This is a genomic window from Bacteroides thetaiotaomicron VPI-5482, assembly GCF_000011065.1.
GTDB lineage: Bacteria > Bacteroidota > Bacteroidia > Bacteroidales > Bacteroidaceae > Bacteroides > Bacteroides thetaiotaomicron.
This window is the reverse complement of record NC_004663.1, coordinates 4301159-4322135: the sequence shown is the minus strand read 5'-3', so window position 1 is coordinate 4322135 and position 20977 is coordinate 4301159. Positions and strand designations below refer to the sequence as shown.

Sequence of the window (20977 nt, the reverse complement as noted above, 5' to 3'; positions counted from 1 at the left end):
TCAAGGTATGAAACACAAACATCAATACCTATTTAAATTCTCTCTTCATTTATTTTCAAGAATCATTTCCACCGGTTGTCCATGCTGACAAGTTACATCCAGTATCGTATGGGCACCTTTATATTCAAGCTTTACATTCGCCGGTGTCTCCAAGAAACTCCAGCGTCCTTTCAGCTCTATTATTTTACGAATAGGGCGGCTCGGTTCTTTTGTCGTATACGTCTTTTCCGCAATATTCAAGTTTGGGTCACAGACGCTGAGACGAATCGCCTTTTTTCCCTCTGCCGCATACATGACCATCGTTTCCGCAGGAATGGAAGCAACCACCAGCTTATCGTCAGCAGACCGGTAATCTTCAAAAACAGCATATCCGGTTATACCCGTTTTCCTGTCATAGACAATATGCGCAGTCTGATCACGTTGCCATACTTCGTATGCAGGCGTTTTCTTCAGTTCATCCAAATCCGAAGCTGAAGGCTGAATCAGTACCATATATTCATAAGTAGCATTCTTCGGGGCGTTGCCATGTTCAATCCAGGCAGAAGAGAATGTTCCTGTAGTCTTTTCGCGGGTTTTCTCATGACGCGACTCCTGTTCGGCTATCTGTGAACGAAGGGTTCCGTCAACTACATGATAATAATTATCATAGCCGTCGTGCAACCAATAGTTATCCTTACCTGTCTTCTGCTCTTTGCCGTTAAATTTCGTCTGGAAGAGAGTGGTCTCCGTAGGATAGTCAGCATTGCTGTTCGTGATGCCTGTTCCGAGGCAGATCATCCGGTTATCAAAACAGAAGACGGATTTACGGGCTACAAAGTCGGGAGTAAAGTTCTCATAATCACGTTCCGTCAGTTTCATTGCAAACATTCCGTTCATGCCGCCTAAAGAGCTGCTTCCGGAAAAGTTTTCCGTAGACCGTGCCATCGTCGTACCTTTCAGGGGACTGTCCAAGAGTTCAAAAGGAAGATGAATGGTAGTCGTACCGGGCAGACGGTTCCAGTCCCATCCTTCCTGTACAAAACCACTTCCGGCACGGGAGACGGGATTTCCTTTTCCCATAATCTGTACCGATCCGTAGCTTTGATAACGTCCGTAACGATTATCTTTCGCATAGATTTCAGCACCCCATACATCTGTGGTATATCCTTTCAGTGTCACCATCCAGTCTGCACGGCGGAAAATACCTGCCGATCCATAGTTATAAACAAAAAAACCGTGGGGAGCCTGTGCAGGCTGAATACCTTCTTTTCTGAAGAAATGTGCATTCCTTGTATTCCGATCACGTATCAGACGCAAATAATCGGCGGCCAGTCCATGATCGAATGTATTTCCCTGACCGGACAAGTCTCCTGACAATGCAATATTGGCAAATGCTTCTATATCATCGCTTCCCATCTTTCCGCCAAAAGGATGGCGACCGCTAATGCCTGTCCCCCATTCGTAAAGGTTACAATAATTGCGCATGGCGAGAAAGGCAGACTTGATATGTTGACGTGCCTCTTCCGTCAGTTCAAATCCAGTCCCGTTGGTGAGAGCGATAAATTGACCGATGGTAGCCAGTACTCCGGTTGTATAGCCGGGATAGAAACCTCCGTGATGAAAGGTCGTTCCATCTACTTTGATACCGCCGAGAGTGCCCGGAGTATAATTCAGCGATGAAGACAACCAGCGCGACAAACCATTCAAAGCCTGTTCCTGTTCTCTTGCATCGGGGAACATCATGGCGGAGATAAACTTTGCCATCAAGAGCGTATGCCATGAATCCAGTAATTCATCCCGCTCCGGCGGACACGGTTGACGAGTCTCCTGTAAAGCAGCCCAGAAACGTAAAGTGGATAGATAGGCATCCCGGTGAGGATGTTTATAAATCGCGTCCCGCATGAGCCAGGCGGTAGTATATATTTTACGTACCTGATAGCCGTAATGATGATTCGTCCCCATGCCGCTGCCAAAAGCGAATCCCTGATCCATTGCATAGTCGAATACGGTAAAATAGTTCTTCTTCGATGTCTCATTCTGATTGTAGAAGGCATCGTATGCAAAACCGGCAAGCATCGTTTCGATATCATTCCATGACATCTCCCCTTTCTTCTTGTCTTGCTCGTCCGGTGCTACAACAGGAGTTCCGGTAAAGCCGGTCCCGGCTGCGGAGGGAGCAATGGCAGCTCTTTCAAAAGTCTTCCTTGCAGCGTTGATCTGTCCTTGGGGAGCTTTCTTCACATCGAGAAATTCAGTCAGGCGTTGTTCGATTGTTTTCAAGTCCTTCTTTTGCCGAGTTGTCAGTTTAGAAAGCAAGGGGACATCATAAGACTGCTGTTCCCACTTCCATACAAGACACCAATGCCAGAGGTCACGATTGGAAAGACCGTTGTTAGCTGGCAGTTGTTGGTCCGGTGTCGTGCGCAGGTTCATCTTCTTTTCCGGAAAGGTCAGGCGATCCAGAAAGATGCGCCCTTTACGGTCGGGAGCGACCAGACGATAAGAAACTATATTTTTATCTTTCTTATCCCCGTTCATGTAGGCGAAAGATATCCAGCAAGCCCGCCAGCCTGCCGCTTGCAGATGATACGTGAACCAATAAGAGACTTCACCCGCCTTATTTAGAAACTCAAAACGGATAGAGTCCTGTTGGGGTTTCTCGTTATATATCCACAGGGTAATACCAAATTGCTGTTCCTTTTTGGCATTCAGCGATAAAGGTTCTATCTGAACGTCCAGTGTCGAGGCAGGTTGGAAATCCCATTCCAGACTGCTTTCTCCCTCTTTATAGAAAAGAGAAGAAAGTTTCACTTCACCTTTCCCCGAAACTTTGAACGTCTCGGGAACCTTTTCTTCAAACCCTATGACCTGCGCATAAGAGGACAAAGAACAAAACAAGAACAGAAATATAAAACAAACAGCTTTCATGATCATTAATTGTTTAAAGGCAGTTCTTACCACACCCGGGTGTCAGGATGCACGACACCCGGGTGTCAGCATGTATGAGATCCGGGTGTCGGTATGTATGAGACCCGGGTGTCATACAAACCGTATTAGTATACGGTATCAGTAAGGTATACGGTCCGAAAGAATCTTTTCCGTATACCACGGATCGTCGATTTCTTTCAGCATTGTTCCCATTTCACGATAAAGTTGCTCCACAACTTCCTTATTTTCATCCAAAGGCAGATTATTCAGCTGATAAGGGTCGTTTACGTCATCAAACAGCAGACTTTTCTTTAGCTGTTTCGTCTTCCGGTCGATATACAGAGCCAATGTATAGCGAGCCGTCTTAATGCCGCGCGAAGAGGGGAAATAAGATTGCACCAATCCATCCTTATCTTTCTCTCCATCCAGATTCTGAATATACAACGCACCTGCCGGACGAACAATTTCCGCCTTTTCATCGAAGAAAAGAGGTGCGAAGTTGCGTCCCTGCACCTCGGAAGGAATCGAATCCCCCAGACCGCACAAGCCGAGTACGGTAGGCATAATGTCGGGAGCAGAAAGCAACAAATCATCTACCCGGGGCTGAATCTTACCGGGGAAACGAACCAGGAACGGAATATTCATAGATTCGGAATAGGGAGAGTTCTTAGGGTCGTCCGTTCGCTGGCTGCACATTGTTTCGCCATGGTCGGAAGCAAAGATGACTACTGTATTTTTATCCAATCCCAATTGTTTCAGTGCTTCCAAAATCTGTCCGAAAGCACGGTCTACTCCGGTCACAGAAGCAAAGTAGTAACGGACGGATTCCGCTTTTTTCATATTCAGATCTACGTTTGGGCGAATCAGCAGACTGTCCAGCGGTTGATCTTTATAAAGATTGAAGTCCTGTTCTTCACAATCGTTCAGCGAACGGTATGGGCTATGCGGCGGGTTCATTCCCACCATGATGAAGAATGGCTTCTTCGTATCACGCACGTTTCCTTCATTCTTGAGATAAGAAACAACTTTGCCCGACTCATGGAGCGGTGACCATTCTTTCGGATCATGCCTCTTGCCGTCCGTATCCCAATAATGCGGGTTCTTATGTTCGTCAAACGTGCCGTACGAATACCAATAGTTGAAACCGTGGCGCTGCTCTTTCGGCGTATAAGCGTCCCACACCGGACGCTGTGTTTCTACATATTGTCCCGGATTCTCCGGATCATTCGGGGTCGGGAAGTCAGCGTGAAGTTTACCGAAATAAGCACAATCATAACCGGCCTTGCTGAATACGTCGCCTATGCACTCCGCATCGTCACGCAAAGAGCTGATAGGACGTGTAGAGTTACAGTTCAAAGGTACACCACTGCGATTCGGATACATACCGGTCAGCAACATTCCACGATGGGGGCTGCTCAGCGGACAGTTGCTTTGAGCGGAAGTCAGCACCATAGATTCACGTGCGAAAGTATCTATGTTAGGAGTATGCACGGGGTCTCCCCGGAAGTTTACTTTATCTCTGAAACCTTCCTGGTTCCAGAAGCCCATTGCCTGATTGCGATACTGATCAGGAAATACATAGATGATGTTTGGATGTTCTGCCTGCTCTGCCACCTGCTTGGGGGCTTTACAGCCTTGCGCTGCAAAGAGGGTCAAGCCTCCCATCAATAAGTTTACTGATTTGTTTATCATGATATAAAGAATAACAGTTAATGCACCGGAAGAGACTAATATATGCACATATCCGGCTAAAGTACAAGCAAGGCAGTTCTTACTTCTTTTCCAGGTCTCTTTTGCGCATCAATCCTTCCAGGAAGTAATAGTCAGCGTAGTTCAAAGGCACATCTATTTCCTGGCCGTGAGGGATACTGCCTACAGAGTGCATCAATATAAAATTTCCATTCGTACCCACTTTGGCGCGATAAGCCGGTGAGCCGAGGCTTTCCATGATCTTATCAGCGGTTTCCTTATAGTGATTGCCCGGCAGATAACCGTCGAGTTCGTACAGAGCAGAAGCCGTACATGCGGCTGCAGAAGCGTCACGAGGTTCGTTCGGAATGTTCGGAGCATCGTAATCCCAGTAAGGAACGAGGTCTTCCGGCAGGTTCTTATTGGTAAAGATGAAGTTATACACCTTCTGTGCCTGATCGAGATACTTCTTGTCTTTTGTATAGCGATAGCAAGCGGTATAACCGTATAATGCCCAAGCCTGTCCGCGAGCCCATGATGATTCGTCCGCATATCCTTGTGCTGTTTGTCTCTTACGTACTTCTCCTGTTTCGGGATCGTAGTCTACCACATGATAGCAACTGTTGTCCGGGCGGAAATGGTGGGCCATCGTTGTATCCGCATGTTTCACTGCTATATTGTAAAAGGTAGAGTCACCGGAAAAAGCCGTAGCTTCAAACAGCAATTCCAGATTCATCATATTATCGATAATCACCGGACATTTCCATCCGCGTGTTCCCTGCCAGCCTTTATCGGCATCCCATGACTGGATAACGCCTGCTCCCGGACGGAAACGGGTAGACAATGATTTTGCGGCTTCTACAATCACATCCTTATATTCTTTTTTATCTGCAAAACGGTAACCGTTAAGATAACTGCACCCGATCATAAAGCCGACATCGTGATGCCACTTCAGATATTTCACAGAATCGAGGGCTTCTGTGTATTTTTCTGCCAAAGGCAACCACTTTTTATCCCCTGTCAGATTGTAAGTCAGCCACATGCTGCCCGGAAAGAAACCGGAGCACCAGTCATCAATAGGTATATAGGAGATACTACCATCTGCATTGATGGTTCTTGGATTCAGAATTTTACCGGATTTCTCGATAATGTCTGTCTGAATTGTGTTTTGTGCTACAGCGTTGTCGATGTTGTCCTGAATAAAATCGACTTCAACCTTTTTTTGTCCACCGCAACTCGTAAAGATCAGAAGCGAAAGTCCCAATGCGCTAAGAATTGTTTTCATAATACATGGATTATTTGTTAAGTTAATAATTATCTGGTGGCAAAAGTAGTACTTTCAAATAGAATAGACCGTCCCAAATAATCCAATTCAGGGACAAATTTGGTACATTTCTCCCTTGAAGGGCATATTTGCACAGATATTCCCCAAAAGCCTGCTTAATTATTTAATGTAATTGAAAATGTAATTATAATAATCTGACTAATATATAATATATTCTGGTCATTTCAAAAAAAAGGCATTCTAACTCTTCTACATTTTTATTATATTTATTTGTAATTAACCGATTGATTGTTAATTATAATTATCATCATCACACCTACATAAAGTTATGCAAACTAAATAAGAAATTACTTATTTAGTTAGCTTTGCCATGTCTTTTCTCAGTCAAACTCTTCGTTGATGAGAATCAGACATATATAGATATTTGTACTTAAATCTACAACATATTATGAGCACAACATGCCAACATCAACAAGGTGAAGGATACCTAAAACTCCTAAAGATTTAGATACATATTATGCTTATAATAAGAAAGATAGGCAAACGTTGTAAGCAATAATATTTATTGTTCGGATGCACTTTAACCATTTTATTATTTATATTTATGAAAAACCACCTAATAACAGTACTTGTCTGCTGTTTATTCTTCATCGGTTGTAAAGATGATAAAGCCAACTCTAATCAGTATGACCCATCTCAACCAGTAGTATTTACAGATTTTAGCCCTAAAGAGGGAGGTATGCGAACCCGCCTGTACATTGAAGGCAGTAATTTCGGGAATGATCCCACCAAAATTCACATTACGATCGGTGGAGAAAAAACCAAAACCATCGGAGCCGATGGAAAAAAGATTTATTGCATGGTTCCTTCCAAGGCTTTTGATGGAATAATCAATGTTCGTGTAGATGGTCCGGATGGCAAACCTATTGCAGAACATACATTTGAAGAGGAATTCAAGTACACTCCTGCAACGATCGTAGGTACCTTGCTACGTAAGGTAGACGAGGATAATAATTCTGCATTTCAAGAGGGTTCGTTCGATGAAGGAGCTTCTATTCCTTCCAATGACTGTATGGTGTTCGACCCCAAGTACAAGGATGGGGACAACCGGTTACTTTTTTCTTCAAACCATTCTGACGGTCTCCATCTAATAGACCTGACAGAACGGACTGTAAAACGTCTCTTCCCAAGAACGGGATATAGCACAATGTATTCTTTCACATTCAGTGCTGACGGAGACACGTTGCTATTTACCGATGATCACGGTCAGGACAACACCACCCGGGCAAATATCTATTATTCTCTCCGTCGTGAAAACTTTCGACGAATTCGTCCCTACAACTATGGCAGGACAGCATATAGCTTAGTGTATATGGATGACGGAACCATCTTTTACACCACCTGGTGGGAGGGAAAAGTCTACAAAATGATACGCAATGGGGCTATTCCCAATATCGACGAGAATGCGGAAGTTGCCTTTAGCCTGAGTCAGATATCGGCAGTGGGCGGTTCACATACGATATTATTCAGGCACCCGTCCAATAAATTCATGTATATGCTTTCCGACAATTTTGGCGCAGTGTTCAGAGCCGATTATGATCCGGTGGCAAAAACATTCGGTAATCCTAGCATCATTGCCGGAAACATGAACGATAAAAGTTTCAAGGAAGGAACGGGAGGAAGCGCCCGGTTTAACAAACCACAGTTCGGTGTATTCGTAAAAAACGAGAAATACGGCGAAGGAATTGGTCCTGACAACGACCAATATGACTTCTATTTTTGTGACAGAGAAAATCACTGCATCTGGAAACTGGATCCTCATGGGGTAGCGTCTCTTGCAGCCGGACGAAGTAACGAAAACGCCGACGGCAAAATATGGGGATACGTAGACGGCAATCCATTGCATGAGGCACGTTTCAATCAGCCAGCCGGTCTTGCTTACGACCCTGATACAGATATGTTCTATATTGGAGATATTGATAATAAAGGGATTCGTTATATGACAACGGAATAATACTATTTAAAACACAAGTAAATATGAGAAATGTAATCTTACTATTTTTATTGATAGTAGGCTGGACAACTACAGTCTACGCTCAAAATGAACAAGAGACGATTGAGGTGACGGGAATCGTCACTGATCCAAAGAACGAACCTTTAATAGGCGTGAACGTTACAGCAAGAAATATGCCCGGCTTCGGTGCGATAACAGACATAAACGGACGTTACAAGATCAAGGTTCCCAATTACTCTTACTTGATTTTTTCCTATGTGGGATTTACAAAGCAGGAAATCTTTATCAAAGACAAAAAAATCATTAACATCGTTATGGCAGAGACGAAAGAAACGGTCATCGACGAGGTTGTTGTCACAGGGACCGGTGCTCAGAAGAAGGTAACTGTGACAGGTGCCGTTACCACAGTCGACGTTTCCCAGCTACGTACTCCGACGGCAAGCATCACCAATGCTCTTGCAGGCAATGTAGCCGGTATACTCGCCCGCCAGACTTCCGGACAGCCGGGTAGCAATATTTCTGAGTTCTGGATACGCGGTATCTCCACTTTCGGTGCCGGAGGCAGTGCATTGGTGTTGGTCGATGGCTTCGAACGTGATATGAATGAAATCAATGTGGAAGATATCCAGGACTTCTCCGTGTTGAAAGATGCCTCCGCAACCGCCATTTACGGTTCACGCGGTGCAAATGGCGTTGTCTTGATCACGACCAAACGCGGCAAGGAAGGGAAGACCCGCGTCAATGCCAAAGTAGAAACCTCGTATAATACACGCACCAGAACTCCGGAATTTGTGGACGGTCCAACATATGCCCGCATGATGAACGAAGCCTTGGTTAGTCGTAGTCAGGCTCCGGCCTATAGCGAAAGCGACTTGGAACTGTTTGCAAACGGGCTGGATCAGGATCTTTTCCCGAATGTGGACTGGATGAACTTAATACTGAAAGACGGTGCCCCCACTTATCGCGCAACTGTAGACTTGACCGGAGGTGGTACGGTAGCCCGTTATTTCATTTCTGCCAGTTATGTAAATGAAGGCGGTATGTACGAAACGGATCGTGCAATGACGGACTATAACACCAATGCCAACTACCATCGCTGGAACTACCGCATGAATGTAGACATAGACCTGACAAAATCCACGCTGCTAAAAGTAGGCGTATCGGGTTCTTTGGACAAGCAGAACCTGCCGGGAAGCCAGTATCATGAAATATGGCACTCGCTAATGGGATACAGTCCCATCGCTTCTCCAGTACAGTATAGTGACGGGAAATGGGCAGCAGTCGGTAGTGAAGGACGAAGAAATCCGTGGGTACTGACCACCCAGCAGGGATATCAGGAAACATGGAAGAATAAAATACAGACTACGGTTAATCTTGAACAAGATTTGAAATTTATCACAAAGGGATTAAAATTCTACGGACGTTTCGGATTCGATACATATACGGATAACGGTGACAACCGTTTCAAATGGCCGGAAAGTTGGTTAGCGGAACGGCAGCGTACCTCCGACGGAGAACTGCAATTCAGAAGAATAGAGACGCAGAAACTGATGGACGGAACGATGTATTCAAGTGGACAACGGAAGGAATACTTGGAGGCAGAGCTACACTATAACCGTACGTTTGGCGACCACATGCTAGGGGCCGTTTTAAAGTATTCTCAGGATAAGACTACCAATACATCTCACAACGGCAATACAGATAGCTACGAGAAGATTGTGCAGAGTATTCAGAATCGTCATCAGGGGTTTGCAGGACGTTTCACATACGGATGGAAATACCGCTACTTCTTTGACTTTAATTTCGGTTACAACGGTTCCGAGAACTTCGCCTCAGGTCAGCAGTTTGGATTCTTTCCCGCCTATTCTGTAGCATGGAACATCGCTGAAGAGTCAATCATCAAGAAACATCTCAAATGGCTGAATATGTTTAAGCTGCGCTACTCATATGGTAAGGTAGGTAACGACAATGTGGGAACCCGCTTCCCATACGTAGAGAAATTCGGGACATGGGATGAAGACGGTTATTATTACGGTGATATCGGCACCAGTAATTATTATTATACCGGACTGACCTATTCGAGAATTGCATCAAGCAGCATCACTTGGGAGGTAGCCAAGAAACATGACCTCGGACTTGACTTCTCTATGTTCAATGATAAGTTCAGTGGCAGCATTGACTACTTCCACGAACAGCGCAACGGTATTTATATGGTACGTAGTTACCTTCCTCAAATCATCGGTCTGAATCACATCACAACAAAACCTTATGCTAACGTGGGATCTGTCTTGTCCGAAGGTTTTGACGGTAATATCGCTTATAAGCAGAGAATAGGTGAGGTAGATCTTACAGTACGTGCCAACATGACCTATAGTAAGAATGAAATCAAGGAGTATGACGAAGAGAACAGCCGCTATCCGTATAAGATGAAATACGGATTCCGTGTAGACCAGGCACGCGGTCTGATAGCCGAAGGGCTGTTCAAGGACTATGAAGAAATCCGCAACAGACCCTCACAGGGTTCAGGCATCATGCCGGGAGACATCAAATACAAGGACGTAAACGGTGACGGAGTCATTAACGGAGATGACGAAGTGCCCATTGGTGCGACCACCCGCCCTAACCTGATTTACGGGTTCGGTGTATCTGCACAATGGAAAGAATTTGATATCAACGTTCACTTCCAAGGAGCCGGCAAGTCATCCTTCTTCATAGACGGATTCACCGTATATCCATTCCAAGAGAAGTCATGGGGCAATATTCTGACGGATGTAGTGGGTAACTACTGGTCGCTGGGAACCAACGAAGATCCGAATGCCAAATACCCGCGTCTGAGTTATGGAGGTAATAGCAACAACTATCGTGCTTCTACTTACTGGCTGCGAAACGGTTCGTACATCCGTTTAAAGAATGTGGAATTAGGTTACAACATCCCCAAACGGTTTGTCAATAAACTCCATTTGGACCGTGTGCGCCTCTACCTGATGGGAACGAATCTGCTGACCTTCTCCGACTTTAAGCTTTGGGATCCGGAACTGGGTAGTTCCAATGGACAACAATATCCGTTATCCAGAACAGTGACCATCGGACTGACAGTAGGAATCTAAAACAATCATTAAAAGAAAAGTTATGAATAAAAATAAATACATTTTATTGGGAGCAGTGGTACTCGGCTTGGGACTCACTTCCTGTTCCGATTTCCTAAATGTAGATCGCTATTTCAGAGACCAACAATCTACAGAACGCATTTTCTCGGACAAAGACTATACACTTCAATGGCTGTCATTCTGCTACAGTCGCCTGCAGGGAGATAATCTGGAGGTGGGACACAGTGACGTATGCCCTTTCAATTTCTCAGACGACCAAGTATTCAACGAACGAGGAGATCGTTTTGCTAAATTCAAGCGCGGCGAATATTTAAATTCCACTGGTGGCCAAAATGCTTGGAAATGGTCGTATGACGGAATCTATCAAGCCTCCATTCTACTGAATGAATTGTATGAGAATGAAGATCTCACTCCGGAGGAAGTGACGGACGTAAGAGGACAGGCACGTTTTCTGCGTGCCTATTTTTACTGGTTACTGCTGAGAAAATTCGGTCCGATACCTATCCTACCACCGGAAGGAGCCGACTATACAAAATCGTATGACGAGCTGGCCTACCCACGTAAAACCTATGATGAGTGCGTGTCATTCATCACTTCGGAACTGGAAATTGCAGCTACCGAACTGTTCGAAAAACGCGATAACTTGAACATTGCCCGCCCGACTAAAGGGGCCGCGTTGGCTGTACGTGCCAAAGTTTTCCTTTATGCTGCCAGTCCGCTGGTAAACGGAAATACGGAAATGGCAGACTTCACCAACAAGGACGGGCAACAGTTGATTCCACAAGAATACAATGAAGAGAAATGGGCAAAAGCCGCTGCTTCTGCCAGAGACATGATCGAGTACTCGGAAATGAGCGGACTCTACAAACTTTATACTTTTGAAAGACGCCCGGTTAGTACAGACGAGGCTTATCCAACCACTATTGAACCGCCATATCATGAGGAATACAGTAACAAGCCTTTTCCGGAAGGATGGTCCAATATAGATCCATTTGAATCATATCGGTCTCTTTTTAATGGAGATATCTATGCAGCCGAAAATCCGGAACTTATTTTTACCCGAGGAACCAATGGTGACAGCAATGACTTAAAAACAGACAACACGATGGTAGATTTCGTAAAGCATCAACTGCCCGGAACTTTTGGAGGATATAACGTACACGGAATGACCCTGAAGCAGAGTGAAGCATACGCTATGGCAGATGGTACATCATTTGACAAAGAATGCTACACATTATGGAAAGGGAAGTTCACAAACGATGAAAACAAAGATGAACACAAGTACGACAATGTAAAAAATGGAGTATGGTGGGGATACACCAACCGTGAACCTCGTTTCTATGCTTCCGTAGCTTTCAACGGAGCTCAATGGAACGCACTGAGCATTAAGGAAGAAGGAGGAAAAGACTCACGAAATAAACAAATCTGGTATTATCGCGGAGCAACCGACGGTCGTATCAATGGATCTGATAACTGGTGCATTACGGGCATCGGCATCATGAAATATGTAAATCCGAACGATTGCGCCAAATGGGGAGGCTCTATCTACCAAAAAGTGGAACCTACACTTCGTTATGCCGACATATTACTAATGTATGCAGAAGCACTGAATAATATTTCCGAAGGGACACACTACCAGGTGACCTCATGGGACGGAAGCCAGACTTACGACATCTTCCGTGACAAAGAACAGATGCGACGTGGAGTTAAGCCTGTCCGTATGCGTGCCGGAGTCCCCGACTATAGCGATGAAGTATATGAAAACCCGAAAAAATTCTTTGAAAAAATAGTTCATGAACGGCAGATCGAATTCTTTGCGGAAACCCAACGCTACTATGACCTGCGTCGTTGGAAAATTGTCGAAGAACATGAAGGAGAACAAATCTACGGTTGCAATACACTGATGAACGAAGAATACAAGGACATGTTTTATCTGCCAGTCAGAGTGGCCGAACTACAGACTTCTTTCTCACGCAAACAGTACTTCTGGCCTATCAGCTTCGATGAGCTGAAACGCAACAATAATCTCTCACAAGCTCCCGGATGGCAGAATTATGATTAGTGTTAACATTATAAACCAAAAGATCAATATGAGAAAATTATATATTTTAGGAATGATACTGGGGATGTATGCAACATTCAGTGCATGCAATGACGAGTGGAAAGATGAACTTTACACACAGATGCTTTCTTTCAAGGCACCTTTAGGTGACAACGGCTTGAGTGAAATTTATGTACGCTATCAGCCGGATGGAACAGGAATATACCAGTTGCCGGTCATTGTCAGCGGCTCGAAAAGCAACAGTCGGAATATCGATGCAAAAATAGCCGTGGATGAGGATACGCTCCGAATACTTAACCAGGAAAAATTCCCCGTAGGTCGTCAGGACCTCTGGTATGTCCCCCTTGCAGAACAGCATTATTCTTTTGAATCAAACATTTGCCATATTCCTGCGGGAGAGAATATACAGCTCTACCCCATCCATTTCAACTTTAACGGGTTGGAACTGGATGAGAAATACGTACTTCCGCTGACTATTGAAGAAGACCCTTCTTATGTTCAAAACAAATATAAGGGACGTTATAAAGCGCTGCTGGGAGTCAATCTGTTCAATGACTACTCCGGAACGTATAACACCACGCTGATGAACATCTACATCGAAGGAACGACAACCGATCCCGCTAAGGTAGATACGCGCTTAGCCCGCGTAGTGGACGAGAATACCATTTTCTTCTATGCCGGTTCAACGTGGGTGGAAGATGAGAACCGCTCCAGGTATAAAGTATTCGTCGAGTTTGAAGAAGGAACGGAGGACGAGGAAGGTACTATTAAAGGAAAGTTGAGATTGTACGGTGACGAAGGCGAACCGGGAATCAATATCCGACCATTGGGAGAATGCAAATATGAAAAACGAATCATTCAGCACGAGACCATCAAATATATGGAACGCCACCTTACCACACTGGAACTGAGTTATAAGTACACGGATGTCACTTCCAATCCGGATTATCCGATAACTTACGAAGTAAAAGGTTCTATGACAATGGAACGCCAGATCAACCCGTTGATACCGGATGAGGATCAAGCTATTGAATGGTAAGAGAAAATTAAAAAAGGAGGAGACAAGCACTTGATTAAACATAGAAGCTTATCTCCTCTTTCTTTTATCAGGATACTCCATATAGCATTTTTATTAGATGATACGAATGCAAACACCATACCAGTCATAAGGTATTCGAGATTGATGAAGAATAATACCCCCTAAAAACGTAAGTATCCGACAGCCATATATGGGAATATATTTATTACATTTGCGGAAGAATCTTGAATTTTAAATTATAGGCTAATTCGGCTCTCATAACTTATCATTCAACGTTTCAAATTAGTAATTCAAAATTAATCATTATGACCCCACAAGAGTTTTTTAAAAAGGACCTGTTCGCCGAAAATGCAGGCGTAGTATTGCTTGAAGTACGCGAAGGATACAGTAAAGCCAAACTGGAAATAAAACCCGAACATCTTAATGCCGGAGCGCGGACACAAGGAGGAGCGATTTTCACGCTGGCAGATCTGGCACTCGCCGCAGCTGCCAATTCGCACGGAACACTCGCTTTCTCTCTTTCATCCTCAATCACTTTTCTGCGTGCCAGCGGTCCGGGCGACACCCTCTATGCCGAGGCACGCGAACGGTATATCGGCCGAAGCACCGGCTGCTATCAAATAGATATTACTAACCAGAACGGAGACTTGATCGCTACATTCGAATCAAGTGTTTTCCGGAAAGATCAGAAAGTACCTTTTACTCTGTAGACAGACTATTTAACTATAGAAGTCAATGGATGACGATGACCTCTGACATCATTTAAGAAAGCTTTGGCTGAACCGAAATTCAAGAACATATCTAAACGGACAGGAAGGTGGTTCTTATCATCTGTTACGAAGAAAGTAATCACTTCCTTTTCTTTCCCTTTTTTATCGTATTCAACTAATGAGAAGATCAGGCAGCGATAGGTAACCCCATTTTCCGCTTTCACATTCTCTTTTCCCCGATAAATCAGTGTCTGTTCTTCCACTTTACGTCCGGTAGCCATCGGGAATTTGATTTTATCGCCTACCTTATAATCAGCAGGATCATAAGAACGCGCTTGGGCAAGGATAGTCAGCATATCGTAGATGCAGCGACTGTCGCTTTCTTCCGACTCCTGAACTTCTCCGTCACGGAACGTACGTTTTTGTTTGGCAAAGCAAAGGCCGTCTTTATAAGAGAACCAAGCCTCATCTACCGTATAGCGTTTTCCTTCCTCGGCACCTTTACGGAAATAACGAGGTTCCAGTTTTTCACCCATGACGCAAGTCAGTGTATCGCGCATCTTGAAAAAGAAGTCGGCACGCTTGCTACCTAAGGCAAGCAGATTGATACGGTAAGCCGGTTCCGAATGATAGGTAGTTGCATTAGTCGTCAGACTGGCTATACCCGCTTTCACCCAAACGAATTTCCAGTTGAAGTACAAGTCATACATTACATGCTCTCCGGATTGAAAAGCATCGTTTTTAGCTTCACACTGAGCATTGGCAGGAAGCGCAAAACTTCCCATCAACAATGCAAGAATTCCAACAATTAGATGACGTCGCAAATTAGCGACGGTTACGGTTTTGGTTATTTCTATCTCTTTCTCTTTCTTTCTTTTTCTTGTCTTCATCTGGTTTTTGTTTTTTTAGTTCATCCAGTTTCTGTTTGTCTACAGGAGTTGCGTGTATATCCCAGTTTTGGTCAACATCCCATAACGCTTTATATTCAACAACCTTGGGGAAATAGTAAACTTCTTCCGGTTGTATTCCTTTTGCATAGTCTCCCGTGTCCCATTCTCCGTTTCCATTTCTATCATTAATCAGTCTGGCGGCATATTTCCCCGGATTCAGGTAATAGAAATCTGCCCTTCCATCCTCCACCAGTCTTCGTCGAACCACTTTATCTTGGGTATCCAGTAATTCTACAAATGCCTGAGGATCTGCTCCTGTAACAATAAAATGAAGAGTAAAATATTCATCCTCGCTACGTACCTTAAATGATTGTTTTATCTTATCGGTAAACAAACCATAAATGCCATGAAACGCAGTTGAGTCCACCGAGAACTCATATTCCATTGTAGGCTCCCAATCATTTTCCGGATACAGATTAAACCGCCTCAGATTCAATGAGTCTTGTTCGAATTCGAAAGGAATATCTTTCCAAATCGTATCCACCTTCTGCCGCAGATGAATTGCCGCAGTATCAAAACTTGCAATCGGCTCCTCAAAGTTTAAAGAAACATAGCCATACACGTCCATTGATGAAGGTGCATTCACATTCACCGGTAAGAATTTAGTCGGTATCGGCTCATCTTCTTCACCCTCTTTCTTTTTCTTCTTTTTCTTCTTCTCGGGCTCTTCTTTGGTCAGAGTCTTTTGTTTGGATACCAATTTCAAGGTATCTGTACGCGGAATTAACTGGTTCAGCGTATCCGTATAAAGATAGGTAAGGCTAAGGGCCAGAGTATCCTGTTTATAGAGCAAAGAGTCCTTTACCCAATAATGAATCGTATCGTTCCGTTGGTTCTTTTCTATCACAAAAGCCTCCTTTTCATCGAAGTTCAAACCTTTCAGCACAGGCAGGGTATCTGCTTTACCAGCAAAATAAAAGGTGAATTTCTGGGGAACCAGTCGTTCGGACTTAATCAAATATTGCGAATAATTGAGCTCTTTAAAAGCACGGAGAATCACATCATCCGGCAAATAATGCATATATTTCTTCTCAACGATCGTATCATAAGTCAATGAATCCACCCAAGCCGTATCCATACGGAGTCTTTCTTCCATACGGGGGATGATCAGTGAATCATTAAAAGCAATAACTTCACTCTTCTGAGTGAAAGCAAAGTTCTGATCTGAATCCATCAAACCAAAGATACGATACTTGCCGGGAGCTACCCCACGAATAGAGAAACGCCCACGACTATCGGTACGTGCCACACGGTCGAAAGGAAGTTTAGTAAAGGCGGAGTCATTCAGATTTGCATGCAGTCCGACCAGTATACCTTTAATAGGCTCCAGATTAGAGGCGTCAAGTACCGTTCCCGATACTTCCATCGTATCGATCTGCGCACCGGTAGAAAAAGTAAATGCAAAATTACCCAGAGGATTGCCTTCGTTATTATCGACGATAGCATCCGAGAAATCTATAGTATAGGTAGTATTAGGCTTTAGTGAGTCAAGCAGATTCACTTGTATTTTCTTTCCGGAAGCCTTTATCTCCGGTTGTTGAATCTGAGGAGGAGAAACAACCACTTTCTCGGTTGCTTTCTCTAGCTTAATAAACTCATCGAACTGAAGAGAAACTTTAGTTCTCTTATTGTTAATCGCACCTGCAGCAGGAGTACTGCCGACAAAACGCGGAGGATCGTAATCCTTAGGCCCGCCTTCCGGCCGTCCAATGCTGGCACAGGAGTACAATATAGCCACCAGTGCAATCACCGGAAGAGCTTTGCGCACGATATGTTTTATCTTTTGATTCTCAAATTGTAACATGGTGCAAAAATAAACGTTCTTCACCAATAAACACTACACTTTCTAGCTAATTTATTAAAAAGTAGCCTTAAATGAATGATTATTGGTCCTTATCTTGTTAATAAATCCCTATCTTTGACTCCCGAAATTCAAACCTAATACAAAAAACCCATGAAGAAACAACTACTTTCCTGCTGTTTGGCTGCACTAGGACTAACAACAGCCATCCAAGCACAAAACTTTAACGAGTGGAAAGATCCGGAAGTGAATTCCGTAAACCGCTCCGCAATGCACACTAATTATTTTGCCTATGCATCGGCTGATGAAGCTAAAGCGGGCAGCAAAGAAGACTCTCAGAATTTTATGACTCTGAACGGTCTCTGGAAATTCAACTGGGTAAGAAATGCAGACGCACGCCCGACAAACTTTTATCAGACCAGTTTTAACGACAAAGGATGGGACAATATTAAAGTGCCCGCCGTTTGGGAATTGAATGGTTATGGCGATCCGATCTATGTAAATGTCGGTTATGCCTGGAGAAACCAATTTCAGAACAATCCTCCCCTTGTCCCCACAGAAAACAATCACGTAGGCTCTTACCGAAAAGAAATCGTTCTTCCTGCCGACTGGAAAGGAAAAGACATCTTTGCCCACTTCGGCTCGGTAACTTCCAATATGTATCTTTGGGTAAACGGCCGCTACGTAGGCTATAGCGAAGACAGCAAACTGGAAGCCGAATTTGATCTGACCAACTACCTGAAACCTGGCAAAAACCTGATTGCCTTCCAGGTGTTCCGCTGGTGCGACGGCAGTTATCTGGAAGATCAGGACTTCTTCCGTTATTCCGGCGTAGGACGCGACTGCTATCTGTATGCACGCGACAAGAAACGCATTCAGGATATTCGCGTCACTCCCGATCTGGACAGCCAGTATAAAGACGGTACACTGAACATAGCTATCGACATGAAAGGCAGCGGCACTGTAGCTCTTGACCTGACAGACGCACAAGGGAAAAGTGTAGCCACAGCCGATCTGAAAGGTTCCGGCAAATTAAACACGACTATCAACGTAGCCAATCCTGCCAAATGGACTGCTGAAACGCCCAACCTCTACACATTGACCGCTACTCTGAAAAATGGAAGTACCGTTACTGAAGTGATCCCTGTCAAGGTAGGTTTCCGCAAGATCGAACTGACAGGCGGACAAATACTCGTCAACGGCCAACCAGTACTCTTTAAAGGAGCCGACCGTCATGAAATGGACCCGGACGGTGGTTATGTCGTTTCCCTCGAACGTATGATACAAGATATCAAGGTTATGAAACAGCTTAATATCAATGCAGTACGTACCTGCCATTATCCGGACGACAACCGCTGGTATGATCTTTGCGACCAATATGGTTTATACGTAGTAGCCGAAGCCAATGTCGAATCTCACGGAATGGGATATGGAGACAAGAGCCTTGCCAAAAACCCCATTTACGCCAAAGCACATATGGAACGTAATCAGCGCAATGTACAACGTGGTTACAACCATCCGTCCATCATCTTCTGGTCATTGGGTAATGAAGCCGGTATGGGACCTAACTTCGAACATTGCTATACATGGATCAAGAACGAAGACAAGACACGTGCCGTACAATATGAACAAGCGGGAACCAGTGAATTCACCGACATTTTCTGCCCGATGTATTATGATTACAATAACTGTATCAAATATTGTGAAGGCAACATTGACAAACCCCTTATCCAATGCGAATATGCACACGCTATGGGCAACTCACAAGGTGGATTCAAGGAGTACTGGGACATCACCCGCAAGTACCCGAAATATCAAGGTGGATTTATCTGGGACTTTGTCGACCAGTCCTGCCATTGGAAAAATAAAGACGGTGTAGCCATCTACGGCTATGGAGGCGACTTTAACAAATATGACGCTTCGGACAATAACTTCAATGACAACGGCTTGATCAGCCCTGACCGCGTGCCGAACCCGCATGCTTACGAAGTAGGATATTTCTATCAGAATATCTGGACTACTCCGGCCGATCTTTCCAAAGGTGAGATCAATATCTATAACGAGAACTTCTTCCGTGACTTGTCCGCATTCTATCTGGAATGGCAGTTACTGGCTAACGGGGAAATCATACAAAACGGCATCGTATCAGACCTGAATGTAGCCCCGCAACAGACTGCAAAACTTCAACTCCCATTCGACATAAAGAACATCTGTTCTTGCAAGGAGTTGCTTCTGAACGTCAGCTACAAGCTAAAAGCTGCCGAGACATTGCTTCCTGCGGGAGAAACCATCGCTTATGACCAAATGAGTATCCGTGACTACAAGGCACCGGAACTAAAACTGGAAAACAAGCAGTCCTCCAATATCGCAGTCGTAGTTCCCTCTTTCCAGGATAACGACCACAACTATCTGATTGTTTCCGGCGAAGACTTCACGCTCGAATTCAACAAGCACAACGGTTACCTCTGCCGCTACGACGTCAGCGGAACGCAACTGATGGAAGACGGAAGTGCACTGACTCCCAACTTCTGGCGTGCTCCGACCGACAACGACTTTGGAGCAGGATTACAACACAGATATGGCGCATGGAAGAATCCGGAACTAAAACTGACTTCATTGAAGCATGATATAGAAAACGAACAAGCAGTGGTTCGCGCAGAATACGACATGAAATCTATTGGTGGAAAGCTGTTCCTGACGTATGCCATCAATAATAAGGGAGCAGTAAAAGTGACTCAAAAGATGGAAGCAGACAAGAGCAAGAAAGTTTCCGATATGTTCCGTTTCGGAATGCAGCTGCGTATGCCTGTCACCTTCAATGAGATTGAATATTACGGACGCGGACCGGGTGAAAACTATTCTGACCGTAACCACGCCGCAAGGATCGGCAAGTACCGCCAGACCGTAGAAGAACAATTCTATCCATATATCCGCCCGCAGGAAACTGGTACCAAAACTGATATCCGTTGGTGGAGACTGCTTAATATCGGCGGCAACGGACTGCAGTTTGTAGCTGATGCACCGTTCTCCGCTTCCGCACTGAATTATACAATCGAATCATTGGATGACGGTGCCGGCAAAGACCAGCGACACTCACCGGAAGTAGAAAAAGCCAACTTCACAAACTTCTGTATTGATAAGGTACAAACGGGACTCGCCTGCGTAAATAGCTGGGGTGCTATCGCTTTGGAAAAATACCGCCTTCCATATCAGGATTATGAGTTCAGTTTCATAATGAATCCTGTATATCATAAACTGAAGTAAAAAACATAGTTAAAAAACACGGTATCAGAGTACAAGAATACCGAATTTAAAGTACTTTTGCAGCCGGAAACTTATTTCATGGAATAAGTTTCCGGCTTTTCTTCCTTAGATCATCTATCCATACAATGAATGTACACAGCGACGAACGC

General features: G+C 44.4%; 11 protein-coding genes. 6 read left to right on the top strand and 5 right to left on the bottom strand.

Translation table 11 applies throughout. From position 1 onward, the window contains the following. Positions 1–45 precede the first annotated feature (45 nt). The 3 genes from BT_RS16960 to BT_RS16950 all read right to left on the bottom strand — a co-directional run bounded on the left by BT_RS16960 (position 46) and on the right by BT_RS16950 (position 5881). Positions 46–2907 (bottom strand): chondroitinase family polysaccharide lyase, encoded by a 2862-nt coding sequence (locus BT_RS16960; protein ID WP_011108783.1) that lies wholly within the window; start codon positions 2905–2907, stop codon positions 46–48. A 138-nt stretch (positions 2908–3045) separates the two neighbouring features. Beyond that, a complete protein-coding gene (locus tag BT_RS16955) occupies positions 3046–4596 on the bottom strand; it encodes a sulfatase family protein (RefSeq protein WP_032841405.1) in 1551 nt (516 codons plus the stop codon). 82 nt (positions 4597–4678) lie between these two features. Next, on the bottom strand, positions 4679–5881 hold the full coding sequence (locus tag BT_RS16950) for a glycoside hydrolase family 88 protein (RefSeq protein ID WP_011108782.1): 1203 nt from the start codon (positions 5879–5881) through the stop codon (positions 4679–4681). Positions 5882–6485: 604 nt separating this feature from the next. Here BT_RS16950 and BT_RS16945 point away from each other — a divergent pair. The 5 genes from BT_RS16945 to BT_RS16925 all read left to right on the top strand — a co-directional run bounded on the left by BT_RS16945 (position 6486) and on the right by BT_RS16925 (position 14813). Then, a complete protein-coding gene (locus BT_RS16945) occupies positions 6486–7895 on the top strand; it encodes an IPT/TIG domain-containing protein (RefSeq protein ID WP_011108781.1) in 1410 nt (469 codons plus the stop codon). A gap of 23 nt (positions 7896–7918) precedes the next feature. Continuing rightward, positions 7919–11002 carry a SusC/RagA family TonB-linked outer membrane protein gene (locus BT_RS16940; protein WP_008767553.1) on the top strand — a complete coding sequence of 1028 codons (3084 nt, stop codon included), beginning with the start codon at positions 7919–7921 and terminating at the stop codon, positions 11000–11002. 22 nt (positions 11003–11024) lie between these two features. Beyond that, a complete protein-coding gene (locus tag BT_RS16935; protein ID WP_008767552.1) occupies positions 11025–13064 on the top strand; it encodes a RagB/SusD family nutrient uptake outer membrane protein in 2040 nt (679 codons plus the stop codon). Between the two features lie 28 nt (positions 13065–13092). Next, positions 13093–14103 carry a DUF4973 domain-containing protein gene (locus BT_RS16930; RefSeq protein WP_008762945.1) on the top strand — a complete coding sequence of 337 codons (1011 nt, stop codon included), beginning with the start codon at positions 13093–13095 and terminating at the stop codon, positions 14101–14103. Between the two features lie 305 nt (positions 14104–14408). Continuing rightward, positions 14409–14813, top strand: coding sequence for a PaaI family thioesterase (locus BT_RS16925; protein ID WP_008767551.1), 405 nt, complete (start codon positions 14409–14411; stop codon positions 14811–14813). Positions 14814–14818: 5 nt separating this feature from the next. Here BT_RS16925 and BT_RS16920 read toward each other — a convergent pair whose 3' ends face one another. Together BT_RS16920 and BT_RS16915 are read right to left on the bottom strand one after the other, a co-directional pair. Next, complete coding sequence (locus BT_RS16920) at positions 14819–15703, bottom strand: DUF3108 domain-containing protein (protein ID WP_008762943.1); 885 nt, start codon at positions 15701–15703, stop codon at positions 14819–14821. Then, positions 15639–17567, bottom strand: coding sequence for an Ig-like domain-containing protein (locus BT_RS16915; RefSeq protein ID WP_011108779.1), 1929 nt, complete (start codon positions 17565–17567; stop codon positions 15639–15641). Before BT_RS16915 ends, BT_RS16920 begins: the two co-directional genes overlap by 65 nt. Before the next feature lie 150 nt (positions 17568–17717). Here BT_RS16915 and BT_RS16910 point away from each other — a divergent pair, with 150 nt between their 5' ends. Next, positions 17718–20828, top strand: coding sequence for a glycoside hydrolase family 2 TIM barrel-domain containing protein (locus BT_RS16910; protein ID WP_011108778.1), 3111 nt, complete (start codon positions 17718–17720; stop codon positions 20826–20828). Positions 20829–20977: the final 149 nt, after the last annotated feature.